This window comes from Bacteroides uniformis (genome assembly GCF_025147485.1).
GTDB lineage: Bacteria > Bacteroidota > Bacteroidia > Bacteroidales > Bacteroidaceae > Bacteroides > Bacteroides uniformis.
The window spans coordinates 3624552-3638343 of record NZ_CP102263.1; the positions used below are offsets into that span (position 1 = coordinate 3624552).

Sequence of the window (13792 nt, forward strand, 5' to 3'; positions counted from 1 at the left end):
GTTGCCTCCAATACCACACCTTATTCTCCGAAATGCCACACTTCATCGTCCGGAATGCCATAGGTTTCGGACAACGGAGTGTGGCATTTCAGCTGCTGAAGTGTGGCATCCGGGACGATGAAGTATGGCATTTCGGATGGTAATTCCATAGTTTATCCGTATCTTTACAAAACTTTTATTCTAAAAAACAGAAACAATGGCCAAGAAAGCTCTCTCTGCTCCCGAAATACCTCTCTGCATCAATGTGTTGCGATTACTTAACTACCGTCTGGCTCCCGACGAGCTGATTCTGTTCGACTGGCTTACAGTAAAACAGATTTCTTTTAAATACAAGCCTTTCCATTACTCCCAGGCGCGTGTAGAGGAAGAAACCCGTATCCGCCGTACCCGGCAGGAAGTCATCATTAAGCAATTCTCGGCCTTGGGCTTCCTGAAAACCGACATAAAGGTCAATTCCGTCACCCGTGGACGTGTCCGCTATTACTCCGTGGACTTCAGTGTACTTGCCGACGTGGATGTCCTGGTAGAAATCATCATGCCCCAAACCACGCTCTTCCGTGACTTCATCCTCTACTTTGCCTACCACGCCACTATGCAGAAGAAGAGCAAGGAAGAACAACTGAAGCCTGCCTCCGCCATAAATCACGAGGCTGCCGCCCGAATCTATCAACTGTTGAGCCAAGTCTATGACGAGCGCCGCCAATACTATAATGATGGGGGACTGACCGGAGATGTGAAGCCTGAACGCTCGAAATCTGCCATGCAATTGCAGCATAACAAACCCATAGAACGTAAACTGGCAAAGTTGGCAGACTACTACAACGATAACAGCATCAAAAACGCCTTTCTTGCCTATGTGGACGAAATCCTGACCCAAAAGAAAGAACCCGAAAACCTGATGTATTACTTTCTCTCTTTCGATGAGACATCGGATTGTTTCGGAGTGGTGAATCATTACCTTAATTATTTCACCTTGCATTATAGTTACAGCAGCAACAGTTGAAGTCTATCCGCTGATGATGCTGTTATTAATTCTTTTAATATAATACTTTATTATTCTTTCCCATGCTGTTCTCTGCACGCTTATTGCTGATTGCGGCAATAGCATTCGCAGAATTCTACATACCATTTGTTGAACTCAGCAAAATAGCCCTCTCATTTGTTGTTTTCAACGTAGTTTTCAGGTCGCTTGTTTGAGCTAAATTTACGTTTTTTGCCGTTTTTGCTTAGGGAACCCGTGGATTTTGGCTTATTTTGAGAAACGTGATTCGCTCAAACTAAAACGGCAAATCATAAATGGAGACTTCTTTTTCGTGTACTGACATTCTCTCTGCATTATTCAAAAGAGAAATATCTTTAATCTTTTTATGATATAGAGAAAATTTTGCAATTTGTTCTATTTCTTTTTTACGGTTTTTACTAAGGATTAGATATTCTTCTTCTCTATCAATTCCTAAAAAACGGCGTCCCAAAAGATTGGCTGCAATTCCTGTAGTGCTGCTGCCTGTAAATGGGTCGAGAATCCACGCACCACCACGAGTTGATGCCAAAATAATACGCGACAATACAGATAAGGGTTTCTGAGTAGGATGTTTGCCACATGATTTTTCCCAACGAGCTATGGCCGGTAATTGCCATACGTCCGTCATCTGCTTGTTGCTGTTGATTTGCTTCATGATACTATAATTATAGTAGTGTGTTATTTTAGCAGACTTGCGTGCCCAAATAATGAACTCTGTTGAGTGTGTAAAATAACGACATGAAATATTAGGTGGCGGATTGGTCTTTGCCCATGTCACTACATTCAAAATCTTAAATCCTAATTCAGTCAGGATATTGGCTATTGAAAAAATATTATGATATGTACCGCTAATCCATATTGTTCCATTTTCCTTCAGTTTATTTTGGCATTCGCTTATCCATGCTCGATTGAACGAATCTATGTATTCAGGAGTACCTCCTTTATCCCATTCCCCTTTATCCACGCATACCATCTTCCCACTTTGCACACTTATCCCTCCATTACTGAGAAAGTAAGGAGGATCGGCAAATATCATATCGAACTTGAAACTGAATTGCTTTAATAATTCGATGCAGTCACCATGCAGGAGGGTAAAGGCACGGTCGGAGGATTTGAAATAAGGAATCATAATTTAGCAATAATCTCTTGATATTCCTTCCAGGACATTAACCGACCTTCTCCAGTGGGATAATTGACATCTTCCTGCCCCCATATCCATTTATATACTTTTATTAAAGCCTCAGGAGTTTCACCGGAAGCGAAATTTAAAGCTCTTATTTCATTTATAAAATCGGAAGGTTCTTCTCCATTATATGTTTTTTCCATTAAAGTCAGAAATACTTTTGCTTTATCTTTGTTTTCCTGAACTTTATTTATTACATCTTCTAAGATTTGTTTGTGAGATATTTGCCATAGTGTATTATCATTGGGATTATAGATGAATACTAAAAAATCTTCTTTTTTAGGTCTTCCATATACAGATTTACCACCAGGCTTCGTGATAACGATTTTCCTACCATCAGAGAGTTCTTCGACTTCATAACCTCGATATGGTAAATCTATAAGTTTTTGTGAGAAAGTAGCTTTATCCGCATTGTTTATACGAATAGGCTCTAGTTCTATATTATGTTGATAGATGTTTTTCATCGTTCTATTTATTTCATGATTTTACTTATAATGCCGTTCTCCATATCATTAATATTGTATATATGTTCAAGTACATCAAAAGTTTCTTCCAAATTTCGACGCGCACTATTCCATCCTTTTCCATCCGTAAACCAGACAAATGTAAAATCTGTTAGGTCTTTGGTTTCCAAGGTTATCGTTTTGTAACTTCTTGCTGTTTCGTTAAGCTTAGAGCCACTACTTCCATAAAAATTGGTTTCTATACCATATACCATGGTAGGTGTTTTTACGACAAAATCAAATCGTTTCTCTGCCTTACCTTGGTTAGATATTGAAGATAAATCAATACCCCATTTCTTTTCGATAGCATGAATATACATTTCTTTGAAGTAGGTGATACCTTTTACAAACCCAGCCTTCTGTATATATGATTCGACGAGGTTCTCCATCAGGTGTCCACCTCTATTTTTTCTTCCATTAGAATCAAGCCCAGTTTCTATTCCTGTAACATAATCTACAAGACTTCCGATAATGCGATTCTCAATCAAGTTGAAAATACCAGTTTTGCGCATAAATATTTTATATTGCTCTACACTATAGTTCATTTTTTTGAAATTATAACAGAAGCTGCCTTCTTCATCTATAGCTTCTATATCCATTTCACGCTTTGCTATCAGAATAGGAATACACTTTAGAATACTAGGGTATTTACATAATAAATTATCAAAATCGTTTTCTATATTTTTGCTGCCAATAAGAGAATTCATAATATTCAATTCCACTTTAATAGCATCAACATTAGAGAAAACTTTGTCAAAGTATGTATAATATTGGTAGTTCGCAATACTTGTACGAAACAGTGCAAGCCATTGTTTAAAATCTCTTTCCATACAAATTTATCTATAATTCATGCTAATATTAGAAATCATAAGTTCGGACAGTTTCCCTCTTTTTTCAGGATTGGCATTAACCATTCGCGTAGCCATTACTCGCTGAATATGGTATTCGTTATAAATCTCATCAAAGAAATTATCATTTTCGTCTTTGCCTTTCACATCCGAATTACTTAAGATGAAATTAGTTTTATATTGAACTATCTTGTGACAAAAATCGCGTAGCCGTATTTGTTCATTATCGTCAAACTCATCTTTGGCATACGAGTTGAAAGAAGAAGTTTTGCTTAAAGGTTTATATGGAGGATCAAAGTAGAATAAAGCATCAGGAGAAGCGTAAGCTATTGTTTTCTCGAAATCCCCACACAAAATATCTACCTTTTGCAAAATCTTAGAATCTGCAAGAATTGTATCTTCATCACAAATTCTAGGATTGGCATATTTTCCATGGGGAACATTGAATTTTCCTTTAGAATTTACTCTATACAACCCATTGAAGCATGTCCTATTTAAAAAAATGAATAAAGCGGCGGTCTCTATTTCAGACAAGGATGAAGCGTTATATATGTCGCGCTTATTTAAATAATACTCTTTTCTGTCTTCTTCTCCCAAGGGGATATACTTTTCTTGAAGTTCTTTTAATTGTTCAATCAATTTATATGGTTGTTCCTTAATAACTTTATATGTAGTTATCAAATGGGGATTTATATCATTAATCACAGCTTTTTGAATATTGGGAAATTGCTGTAATATCCAAAATAAAACAGCCCCACCTCCAACGAAAGGTTCTACATAAATAACGTTTTTTTTCTGTGAGAAGTCAGATGGTAAGGTACGCTCTATATCTCCTAAAAGCTGCGTCTTTCCACCTACCCATTTTACAAAAGGTTTTGCAGTTCTATATATTCTATGTTGCATATTTGGTCTAAATATCATTCTTCTAATGGCAAAGATAGTGAATCTCTTCAAGTTGTGCGAATATATTAGGAGTCTTTCTTTTTATTTTTTGAATTCTATGTCTAAAAGGATATTAATCACTCTTATTATCCCTCTTTTCATCCTTAAATAAAACATTTTACTGCACTTATCCAGCTTTTTCTACCTAAAAAGTCTCTTGTATTTAAGTTTTTTGTAAATTTGCACCCTTAAAATGGAGAAGGTAGCTTTTGACGTACCAAATGCCTATCAAGAGTATCTTCAATCGTAAATTGTAAATTGTCAAATAGTAAATATCAAGATGGGTAAGAAGTTTGCCGAATATTCGAAGCTCGACCTTTCCGAAGTGAACGGAAAAGTGTTGAAGAAATGGGACGAAAACCAGGTTTTCGCCAAGAGTATGACAGAACGTGAAGGTTGTCCTTCTTTCGTATTTTTCGAAGGACCTCCCTCGGCCAATGGTATGCCGGGCATTCACCACGTAATGGCTCGCTCCATTAAGGACATTTTCTGCCGTTACAAAACGATGAAGGGGTTCCAAGTAAAGCGTAAGGCCGGATGGGATACTCATGGACTGCCCGTGGAACTGGGTGTGGAAAAAGCACTCGGCATTACGAAAGAGGATATTGGCAAGACTATTTCCGTAGCAGAATACAATGCTGCCTGCCGCAAGGACGTCATGAAGTTCACCAAGGAATGGGAAGACCTGACGCACAAGATGGGCTACTGGGTGGACATGACGGACCCGTATATCACCTACGACAACCGCTACATCGAAACCTTGTGGTGGCTGCTGAAACAGCTCTATAAGAAAGGACTCCTTTATAAAGGGTATACCATACAACCTTATTCTCCTGCTGCCGGAACCGGACTCAGCTCGCACGAGTTGAACCAGCCCGGATGTTACCGTGACGTAAAAGACACGACCATGGTGGCACAGTTCAAGATGAAGCATCCGAAACCGGAAATGGCAGAGTGGGGAACTCCTTACTTCCTGGCATGGACCACTACTCCGTGGACGTTGCCCAGCAACACTGCGCTCTGCGTCGGTCCCAAGATAGACTACGTGGCCGTACAGACTTACAACGGATATAGCGGTGAGAAGATGACTGTTGTCTTGGCAAAAGCACTGCTCTACACTCACTTCAACAAAAAAGCGGAAGGCATTGCATTAGAGGATTATAAGCCGGGTGATAAGCTGATACCTTTCAAGATAGTAGGTGAGTACAAAGGCCCCGATTTGGTAGGTATGGAGTACGAACAGCTCATCCCTTGGGTGAAACCGATAGACGTTGCCGAAGACGGTAGCTGGACTCCCAGCGACAAAGGTTTCCGTGTAATTTCTGGTGACTATGTGACGACTGAAGACGGTACGGGTATCGTACACATTGCCCCGACCTTTGGTGCGGACGATGCTTTTGTGGCACGCGCTGCAGGTATACCGTCCTTGTTCATGATAAACAAGAAGGGTGAGACCCGCCCGATGGTAGACCTCACCGGTAAGTTCTTCTTGATTGACGAACTGGACGAGGATTTCGTAAAGGCATGTGTCAACGTAGACCTCTATAAGGACTATCAGGGCAAGTGGGTGAAGAATGCCTACGACCCCCAATTCACTGTAGACGGCAAGTACGACGAACAAGTCGCACAAGCTGCCGAATCGCTGGATATTGAAATCTGCATGATGATGAAAGCCGCCCGCCAGGCATTCAAGATAGAAAAGCATGTACACAACTATCCGCACTGCTGGCGTACGGACAAACCCGTATTGTACTATCCGCTGGATAGCTGGTTCATCCGCAGCACCGCTTGCAAGGAACGTATGATAGAGTTGAACAAGACCATCAACTGGAAGCCGGAAAGCACCGGTACGGGACGTTTTGGCAAGTGGCTGGAAAACCTGAATGACTGGAACCTCAGCCGTTCGCGCTATTGGGGTACTCCGCTGCCCATCTGGCGCACGGAGGACAATAGCGAGGAAAAATGTATCGAGTCTGTAGAAGAGCTCTACAACGAAATAGAGAAATCCGTGGCTGCCGGCCTGATGCAGTCCAACCCTTACAAGGAGAAGGGCTTCCAGCCGGGTGTATATACCAAAGAGAATTACGACAAGATAGACTTGCACCGTCCTTACGTGGACGATGTCATCCTTGTTTCTAAAGACGGCAAGCCGATGAAACGCGAAACGGACTTGATTGACGTTTGGTTCGATTCCGGTGCCATGCCTTATGCACAGATACACTATCCGTTCGAGAATAAGGAACTGCTGGATAGCCACCAGGTATATCCTGCCGATTTCATCGCCGAAGGGGTGGACCAGACACGCGGTTGGTTCTTCACGTTGCACGCCATCGCTACAATGGTGTTCGACAGTATTTCTTATAAGGCTGTCATTTCCAACGGCTTGGTGCTCGACAAAAATGGTAACAAGATGTCCAAGCGTCTGGGCAATGCCGTAGACCCCTTCTCGACCATCGAGAAATACGGGTCCGACCCGTTGCGCTGGTACATGATCACCAACTCTTCTCCGTGGGACAATCTTAAGTTCGACGTGGATGGAGTGGAAGAGGTGCGCCGCAAGTTCTTCGGAACACTCTATAACACCTATTCATTCTTCGCCCTCTATGCCAATGTAGACGAATTTGACTACAAAGAAGCCGATGTGCCCATGGCAGAACGCCCTGAGATAGACCGTTGGATTCTCTCTGTACTGAATACGTTGGTGAAGAACGTGGATACCTGCTACAATGAATACGAGCCCACGAAAGCAGGACGTCTCATTTCCGAATTCGTGAACGACAACCTCTCCAACTGGTATGTCCGCCTGAACCGCAAACGTTTCTGGGGCGGTGGTATGACGCAGGACAAGCTCTCTGCATTCCAGACACTCTATACATGCCTCGAAACCGTGGCTAAGCTGATGGCACCCATCGCTCCGTTCTATGCTGATATGCTCTATTCCGACCTGATTGCAGCTACGGGACGCGACAATGTGGTTTCCGTACACCTTGCCAAGTTCCCCGAATATAAGGAGGAAATGATAGACAAGGAATTGGAAGTCCGCATGCAGATGGCACAAGACGTCACTTCCATGGTATTGGCATTGCGCCGCAAGGTGAACATCAAAGTCCGCCAACCGCTTCAGTGCATCATGATACCGGTAGTGGATGAAGAACAGCGTGCACACATCGAGGCTGTGAAAGCACTTATCATGAACGAGGTGAATGTAAAAGAAATCCAGTTTGTGGACGGTGCTGCCGGTGTACTGGTAAAGAAAGTGAAATGCGACTTCAAGAAGCTGGGACCGAAATTCGGTAAGCAGATGAAAGCCGTGGCTGCTGCTGTGGCGGAAATGTCCCAGGAAGCCATTGCCGAGCTGGAGAAGAAAGGCTCTTATACGTTCAATCTGGACGGTGCAGAAGCCGTGATTGAAACGGCAGATGTGGAAATCTTCAGTGAGGATATTCCGGGATGGCTGGTTGCCAACGAGGGCAAACTGACCGTGGCTCTGGAAGTTACCGTTACCGAAGAGTTGCGCCGTGAGGGTATTGCACGCGAGCTGGTAAACCGCATTCAGAATATCCGCAAGTCGAGCGGTTTTGAGATAACAGATAAAATAAAGATTACATTATCAAAAAATCCTCAAACAGATGATGCGGTAAATGAATATAATGACTATATTCGCAACCAAGTTTTAGGAACTTCACTGACGCTGGCAGACAACGTAGAAAATGGTACAGAACTGAACTTCGACGATTTCTCGCTGTACGTGAGCGTAGTGAAAGAATAATTAAATACTAACCCTGATTAACACGTAAAAGTTATGGCAGAAAAGACAAGATACTCAGATGCTGAATTGGAAGAATTCCGCGCTATCATTATGGAGAAGTTAGAGTTGGCACAACGTGACTATGAACTGTTAAAGGCCAGCCTGACGGGTGCAGACGGTAATGACACCGACGATACATCTCCTACGTACAAAGTACTGGAAGAAGGTGCCAACACCTTATCCAAGGAAGAAACCACACGTCTGGCCCAACGCCAGTTGAAGTTCATCCAAGGATTGCAGGCTGCTTTGGTGCGCATTGAGAACAAAACATATGGCATTTGCCGCGAAACCGGCAAACTGATACCGGCAGAGCGCCTTCGTGCAGTGCCCCATGCCACTTTGAGCATCGAAGCTAAAAACAACGGCAAGAAATAAAAATGGGTAAATTCTTTACGAAGGGCCGGATAGCCTGCCTTATCATATTTTCGGTATTGGTTATAGACCAAATTATCAAGATTTGGATAAAGACCCACATGTACTGGCATGAGAGTATCCGGATTACGGATTGGTTCTATATATACTTTACCGAGAATAGTGGTATGGCTTTCGGTATGGAAATATTCGCCAAACTGTTCCTGACCTTGTTCCGCATTGCTGCAGTCACGGTCATTGGCTGGTTTCTGTACAAGTTCGTGAAGCAAGGCATGAAGACCGGATTTATCATCTGTGTGTCTTTGGTCTTGACGGGAGCCTTGGGAAACATTGTCGACAGTGTGTTCTATGGCGTGCTGTTCAACGAAAGCACCCATTCGCAGATAGCCTCCTTCATGCCTGAAGGAGGGGGATATGCCCCGTGGTTCCATGGCAAGGTGGTGGATATGTTCTATTTCCCCATCATTGATACAAACTGGCCCGCATGGATGCCGTTTGTCGGTGGAGAACATTTCATTTTCTTCAGCCCGATATTCAATTTTGCGGATGCAGCAATCAGTTGCGGTATCATTGCTTTGCTGTTGTTCTACGGCAAGGACTTCAATGATGCCTATCATGCTGCCATAAAGAAATCATGAAAGGAATAAATCGAATTCAATGGTGTAGCGTAGTCCTTCTGGTGTTCAGTCTGACGGCTTGTAAGGTGAAAAGACCTGAAACCGTCCTTCCGGATGCCAAGATGGAAAACGTGCTTTATGATTATCACATAGCCAAAGCTATGGGTGAAGAAGTGCCGTATAACGAAAGTTATAAGCGGGTGCTATACATTGAATCGGTTTTCAAGAAATATGGCATTACTCAGGCCGATTTTGACTCTTCTATGGTCTGGTTTGCCCGTAACCCGGAAGTACTTACCAAAATCTACGAGAAAGTGAATGTACGGTTGAAAGCCGAGAGAGACGGTATCAACCACTTGATTGCCCTGCGTGACAACAAGCCGAAAGAATCACTTCCCGGAGACAGTATCGACGTGTGGATATGGCAGCATATCTATCAGTTGACGGGTATGCCCCTGGACAACAAGATAACGTTTACGTTGCCATCAGACACCAATTTCCACGACCGTGACACGCTGCGCTGGAGCGTGCGCTTCCGTTTCCACAACGGTGCACCGGACAGCATACATGCTCCGTTGATGGCGATGCAGATTCTTTACGAAAAGAATGACAGTGTCATCAGTGCCATTCGGAAAGTACAAGACACAGGTGTGGAAACGCTCACCTTGTTTGCCGATACTTTAGGAGAAATCAAGGAAATACGCGGGTTCATCTATTATCCGCAGCAGGAGACTCCACAGCCTTTGCTGGCAGACCGTATCTCACTGATGCGCTATCACGCCACGGACAGCTTGGTCATTGCCCCAAAGGACAGCCTTCAGCAGGCGACAGACTCCCTTCGCAAAGACAGTATCGGAAAACCTGAGAAATTGAAACCTCTGGAAATTCAGGAGCAGGAAAATACCACGACTCCCAGAACCATACGTCCCCGTCCGAAAGCATGAAACGCTACGCTTCCCATTTTCTGTTTCTTCCCGGGCATGGCTATCTGAAACAATATGTGGTGGAGATAGGTGAAGGACAATGTGTATCACGTATCTTCCCATTGACAGAAGAGGTGGAGAATACGGAATGGCTACCGGGAGTCATAGCTTTGCTTACGGAGGTGGAAACAGACTATCCTCATTTTGATACGTGCTGCAATATACTGACGGCAATCCCTCCGGTTATCGAGGAAGAATTGCCTTATTTGATTCCCTGGTTGTTTTTTCCTTTTGATTTTACTACAATGCAGCCTGGCGCCGGAACTCAGCGCAAACTACTGCTGTGGCAATAGCCACGTTCAATGACTCCGAGGTCTCACGGCTGGCGGGATAATTCGGTATGTATAGTTTGCGGTTGATGAGTGCCTCCACTTCTTTTCCGATGCCATTTCCTTCATTACCCATCACAATCAGCCCATTTTTCGAAAGCGGTTGTCCGTACATATTCTCTCCGTCCAGGAAAGTGCCGTAAACGGGAATATCCTTCAGTGAGCGGATGAACTCGGGTAGGGGAGTATAATGCAGTCTGACGCGTGCGATACCTCCCATCGTGGCCTGCACAGTTTTGGGATTATAGATATCCACCGTGTTGGGCGAACAGAAAATATGCTCTATCCCAAACCAATCAGCAAGGCGGACAATCGTTCCCAGGTTACCGGGGTCTTGCACATCATCCAAAGCCAGACAGAGGGAGTGACTGATGACGGAAATATCCGTCTCCTCATCCGGCTGCCGGAACACAGCCAGCACTTGTTGGGGAGTTTTCAGCAGGCTGGCACGCGAAAGTTCCTCCTCCGATACTTCCGTGGCATCCGCTACGGTGGAGAGAGGGCGGTTCCGGGAAAGCCATTCTGAAGTTGCCAGCAAGAACTGACAAGGAAAATGTCCCAACAAATCCCCTACGAGTTTAGGTCCTTCTGCCAGAAATACCTTGTCGGCCTTCCGGTTCTTTTTCTGCTCCAACGAGTGGATATATTTAATGCGATTTTTACTTAATGCCATAGGACACACATGTTATCATTTGACAAAAATACGTGATTATTTCAATATAATCAAAAACTCTGCACTCTTCCGGCGTTTTTTATTTCGGGAACAAAAAAATACAAGTATATTTGTAGCTGTTTATGCGCAATTAATGACTCGGTATGAATAAAGGTTTCCGCTACGCGATACTTACTACTATCGTACTTTTGTTGGCTTCCTGTTCTTCTACCAAATATGTGCCGGACGGCTCGTATTTGCTGGATGAAGTGCGCATACATACTGATAATAAGGAAGTAAAACCATCCAATCTCTCCATGTACATCCGCCAGAATCCCAATGCGAAGTGGTTCAGCCTGATAAAGACCCAGTTGTATGTCTACAACTGGTCCGGACGGGACTCTACACGCTGGATAAACCGTACATTGAGGAAATTAGGTGATGCCCCGGTCATATACAGTGAGGAGGAAACCAACCGGACCAGGGAAGAAATCACTAAGGCTGTGCAGAATATGGGCTATATGGGCGCCCTGGTGGAACCGGTACGCCAAGTCAAGAAGAAAAAGATGAAGTTGGTCTATAAAGTGACAACCGGCAAGCCCTATAAAGTTCGTACCTTGAAATATGATATCCAGGACAGTAAAATAAAGGAATACATGCGGCAGGATTCCGCAGTAACCTTATTATCCGAAGGCATGTATTTTGATGTCAATGTACTGGATGCAGAACGCCAGCGCATCACAAACAAACTGCTTCAGAATGGATATTACAAGTTCAATAAAGAGTACATATCCTATACTGCGGATACTGTCCGTAATTCTTATCTGGTAGATTTGACACTGCATTTGGCTCCATACAGACAGCATAACGAGGATACGCCGCAAAATCACCGGCAATACACTATCAATAAAGTGAGTTTCATTACCGATTATAATGTGTTGCAGGCATCCACCCAGAACAGCATCGAGGTGAATGATTCATTGCATTACAAAGGCTTTCCCATCTACTACAAAGACAAGCTTTATCTGCGCCCCAAAGTGCTGACCAACAATCTGCGCATCACTCCGGGAACTCTCTATAACGAGCAGAACGTGCAGCGTACCTACTCCAACTACGGACGCCTGCAAGCCCTGAAATATACCAATATCCGTTTTTTTGAAGTGCAACAGAGTGACAGTGCAAAGCTCAACGCCTATGTGATGCTGACCAGAGGCAAGCATCAGTCCGTATCTTTTGAGGTGGAAGGCACAAACTCTGCCGGCGATTTGGGAGCTGCCGCTTCGGTGGCTTTTCAGCACCGCAACATGTTCAAAGGTTCCGAAACATTCATGTTCAAGCTACGTGGGGCATACGAGGCTGTGTCCGGTTTGCAGAGCTCCTTGAATCAAGACTACATAGAATTAGGTGCGGAAGCAACCATCAACTTCCCACGGTTTATGTTTCCCTTTGTATCCAGCGATTTCAAGCGGAGGATAAGGGCTACTACAGAATTCGGATTGCAATATAACTACCAGATGAGACCCGAATTCACGCGCATTGTAGCATCTGCCGGATGGAGCTACAAATGGGGGGTACAACAACAGCGTTCGCAGCATCGCATTGATTTGCTGGACATCAACTATCTGTATATGCCCAGCATAGACCAGACATTCAAAGAGGATTATCTGGAGAAAGACGAGAACTACATCCTCAAATACAATTATGAAGACCGCTTTATTGTCCGCACCGGCTATAGCTATATCTACAACAGTGCCGGAAGAGCATTGATGAATAACTCCGGTATCGGAAATTCCTATACCATCCGCCTCAATTTTGAATCGGCGGGTAACTTGTTGTATGCTGTGGCAAAGCTCGGAGGAATGAAGAAGAATGCATCGGGGGAATACACTTTGTTGAACATTCCTTTTGCCCAATACCTGAAAGGCGATTTTGACTTTGCCAAGAATCTGGTCATTGACAACCGCAATTCATTGGCATTTCATTTTGGTGCCGGTATTGCCATTCCATACGGCAATGCAACAATGCTTCCATTTGAGAAGCGCTACTTCTCCGGCGGCGCCAACAGTGTGCGCGGATGGTCTGTACGTGATTTGGGGCCCGGTTCTTTCCCCGGCGATAATAACTTCATGAACCAGTCGGGAGACATCAAGCTGGATGCCAGCATTGAATACCGCACACGGTTGTTCTGGAAATTCAGAGGAGCCCTCTTTGTAGATGCCGGGAATATCTGGACAATACGGAATTATAAAGACCAGCCGGGAGGTCAGTTTGAATTTGACAAGTTCTATAAACAGATTGCCGTGGCATATGGTTTAGGATTGCGTCTTGACTTGGATTTCTTTGTATTGCGTTTCGACGGGGGTATGAAGGCCGTCAATCCGGCGTATGAGAAGAAAAAAGACCGTTATCCCATTATCCATCCTAAATTCAGCCGCGATTTTGCCTTCCACTTTGCTGTGGGATATCCGTTCTAATGGGAAGTGGAAAGGTGAAAATGGTTATTGGGCATCTATGCACCCAGCCATTTTCAACTT

Annotated in this window: 13 protein-coding genes; 7 read left to right on the plus strand and 6 right to left on the minus strand. The window is 43.9% G+C overall.

The window, feature by feature from the left end:
* Positions 1-20: 20 nt before the first annotated feature.
* On the minus strand, positions 21-149 hold the full coding sequence (locus tag NQ510_RS14645; RefSeq protein WP_005837113.1) for a hypothetical protein: 129 nt from the start codon (positions 147-149) through the stop codon (positions 21-23).
* A gap of 47 nt (positions 150-196) precedes the next feature.
* On the opposite strand from NQ510_RS14645, the gene NQ510_RS14650 reads away from it, so the two are divergent.
* The gene (locus NQ510_RS14650; protein ID WP_005825533.1) at positions 197-1003 is read left to right on the plus strand and encodes a hypothetical protein; all 807 of its coding nucleotides are present in this window, start codon (positions 197-199) and stop codon (positions 1001-1003) included.
* Between the two features lie 274 nt (positions 1004-1277).
* On the opposite strand, the gene NQ510_RS14655 is transcribed toward NQ510_RS14650, so the two are convergent.
* Genes NQ510_RS14655 through NQ510_RS14670 form a run of 4 tightly spaced genes read right to left on the minus strand, consistent with a single transcriptional unit; the run spans position 1278 to position 4458 of the window.
* A complete protein-coding gene (locus NQ510_RS14655) occupies positions 1278-2150 on the minus strand; it encodes a DNA-methyltransferase (RefSeq protein WP_005825531.1) in 873 nt (290 codons plus the stop codon).
* A complete protein-coding gene (locus tag NQ510_RS14660; protein WP_005825529.1) occupies positions 2147-2668 on the minus strand; it encodes a hypothetical protein in 522 nt (173 codons plus the stop codon). The genes NQ510_RS14655 and NQ510_RS14660 overlap by 4 nt, the downstream gene beginning before the upstream one ends.
* An 8-nt stretch (positions 2669-2676) precedes the next feature.
* Entirely contained in the window at positions 2677-3537 is an 861-nt protein-coding gene (locus tag NQ510_RS14665; protein ID WP_005825528.1) for a type II restriction endonuclease, read from the minus strand.
* Between the two features lie 6 nt (positions 3538-3543).
* Positions 3544-4458 (minus strand): DNA adenine methylase, encoded by a 915-nt coding sequence (locus NQ510_RS14670; protein WP_008664601.1) that lies wholly within the window; start codon positions 4456-4458, stop codon positions 3544-3546.
* A gap of 319 nt (positions 4459-4777) precedes the next feature.
* Here NQ510_RS14670 and ileS point away from each other — a divergent pair, with 319 nt between their 5' ends.
* The 5 genes from ileS to NQ510_RS14695 are packed head-to-tail and all read left to right on the plus strand — an operon-like array spanning position 4778 to position 10570.
* On the plus strand, positions 4778-8266 hold the full coding sequence (ileS, locus tag NQ510_RS14675) for an isoleucine--tRNA ligase (RefSeq protein WP_005825526.1): 3489 nt from the start codon (positions 4778-4780) through the stop codon (positions 8264-8266).
* A 33-nt stretch (positions 8267-8299) separates the two neighbouring features.
* Positions 8300-8680, plus strand: coding sequence for a TraR/DksA family transcriptional regulator (locus NQ510_RS14680; protein WP_004290962.1), 381 nt, complete (start codon positions 8300-8302; stop codon positions 8678-8680).
* 2 nt (positions 8681-8682) lie between these two features.
* Complete coding sequence (locus tag NQ510_RS14685) at positions 8683-9315, plus strand: lipoprotein signal peptidase (protein ID WP_005825525.1); 633 nt, start codon at positions 8683-8685, stop codon at positions 9313-9315.
* A complete protein-coding gene (locus NQ510_RS14690; protein WP_005825524.1) occupies positions 9312-10238 on the plus strand; it encodes a DUF4296 domain-containing protein in 927 nt (308 codons plus the stop codon). The genes NQ510_RS14685 and NQ510_RS14690 overlap by 4 nt, the downstream gene beginning before the upstream one ends.
* Positions 10235-10570, plus strand: coding sequence for a hypothetical protein (locus NQ510_RS14695; protein ID WP_005837115.1), 336 nt, complete (start codon positions 10235-10237; stop codon positions 10568-10570). Before NQ510_RS14690 ends, NQ510_RS14695 begins: the two co-directional genes overlap by 4 nt.
* On the opposite strand, the gene NQ510_RS14700 is transcribed toward NQ510_RS14695, so the two are convergent.
* Positions 10518-11279, minus strand: coding sequence for a TrmH family RNA methyltransferase (locus NQ510_RS14700; RefSeq protein ID WP_005825522.1), 762 nt, complete (start codon positions 11277-11279; stop codon positions 10518-10520). The two genes, NQ510_RS14695 and NQ510_RS14700, sit on opposite strands and share 53 nt — an antisense overlap.
* 143 nt (positions 11280-11422) lie before the next feature.
* Here NQ510_RS14700 and tamL point away from each other — a divergent pair, with 143 nt between their 5' ends.
* On the plus strand, positions 11423-13732 hold the full coding sequence (gene tamL, locus NQ510_RS14705) for a translocation and assembly module lipoprotein TamL (RefSeq protein WP_005825520.1): 2310 nt from the start codon (positions 11423-11425) through the stop codon (positions 13730-13732).
* Positions 13733-13792 lie beyond the last annotated feature (60 nt).

What these genes read in the sequence shown, in the direction of transcription:
- NQ510_RS14665 (WP_005825528.1), bottom strand. Translation starts at nt 3,537, where the DNA reads ATGGAAAGAGATTTTAAACAATGGCTTGCACTGTTTCGTACAAGTATT.
- NQ510_RS14700 (WP_005825522.1), bottom strand. Translation starts at nt 11,279, where the DNA reads ATGGCATTAAGTAAAAATCGCATTAAATATATCCACTCGTTGGAGCAG.
- NQ510_RS14680 (WP_004290962.1), top strand. Translation starts at nt 8,300, where the DNA reads ATGGCAGAAAAGACAAGATACTCAGATGCTGAATTGGAAGAATTCCGC.
- NQ510_RS14670 (WP_008664601.1), bottom strand. Translation starts at nt 4,458, where the DNA reads ATGCAACATAGAATATATAGAACTGCAAAACCTTTTGTAAAATGGGTA.
- ileS (WP_005825526.1), top strand. Translation starts at nt 4,778, where the DNA reads ATGGGTAAGAAGTTTGCCGAATATTCGAAGCTCGACCTTTCCGAAGTG.
- NQ510_RS14645 (WP_005837113.1), bottom strand. Translation starts at nt 149, where the DNA reads ATGGAATTACCATCCGAAATGCCATACTTCATCGTCCCGGATGCCACA.
- NQ510_RS14690 (WP_005825524.1), top strand. Translation starts at nt 9,312, where the DNA reads ATGAAAGGAATAAATCGAATTCAATGGTGTAGCGTAGTCCTTCTGGTG.
- NQ510_RS14660 (WP_005825529.1), bottom strand. Translation starts at nt 2,668, where the DNA reads ATGAAAAACATCTATCAACATAATATAGAACTAGAGCCTATTCGTATA.
- NQ510_RS14650 (WP_005825533.1), top strand. Translation starts at nt 197, where the DNA reads ATGGCCAAGAAAGCTCTCTCTGCTCCCGAAATACCTCTCTGCATCAAT.
- NQ510_RS14695 (WP_005837115.1), top strand. Translation starts at nt 10,235, where the DNA reads ATGAAACGCTACGCTTCCCATTTTCTGTTTCTTCCCGGGCATGGCTAT.
- NQ510_RS14685 (WP_005825525.1), top strand. Translation starts at nt 8,683, where the DNA reads ATGGGTAAATTCTTTACGAAGGGCCGGATAGCCTGCCTTATCATATTT.
- tamL (WP_005825520.1), top strand. Translation starts at nt 11,423, where the DNA reads ATGAATAAAGGTTTCCGCTACGCGATACTTACTACTATCGTACTTTTG.
- NQ510_RS14655 (WP_005825531.1), bottom strand. Translation starts at nt 2,150, where the DNA reads ATGATTCCTTATTTCAAATCCTCCGACCGTGCCTTTACCCTCCTGCAT.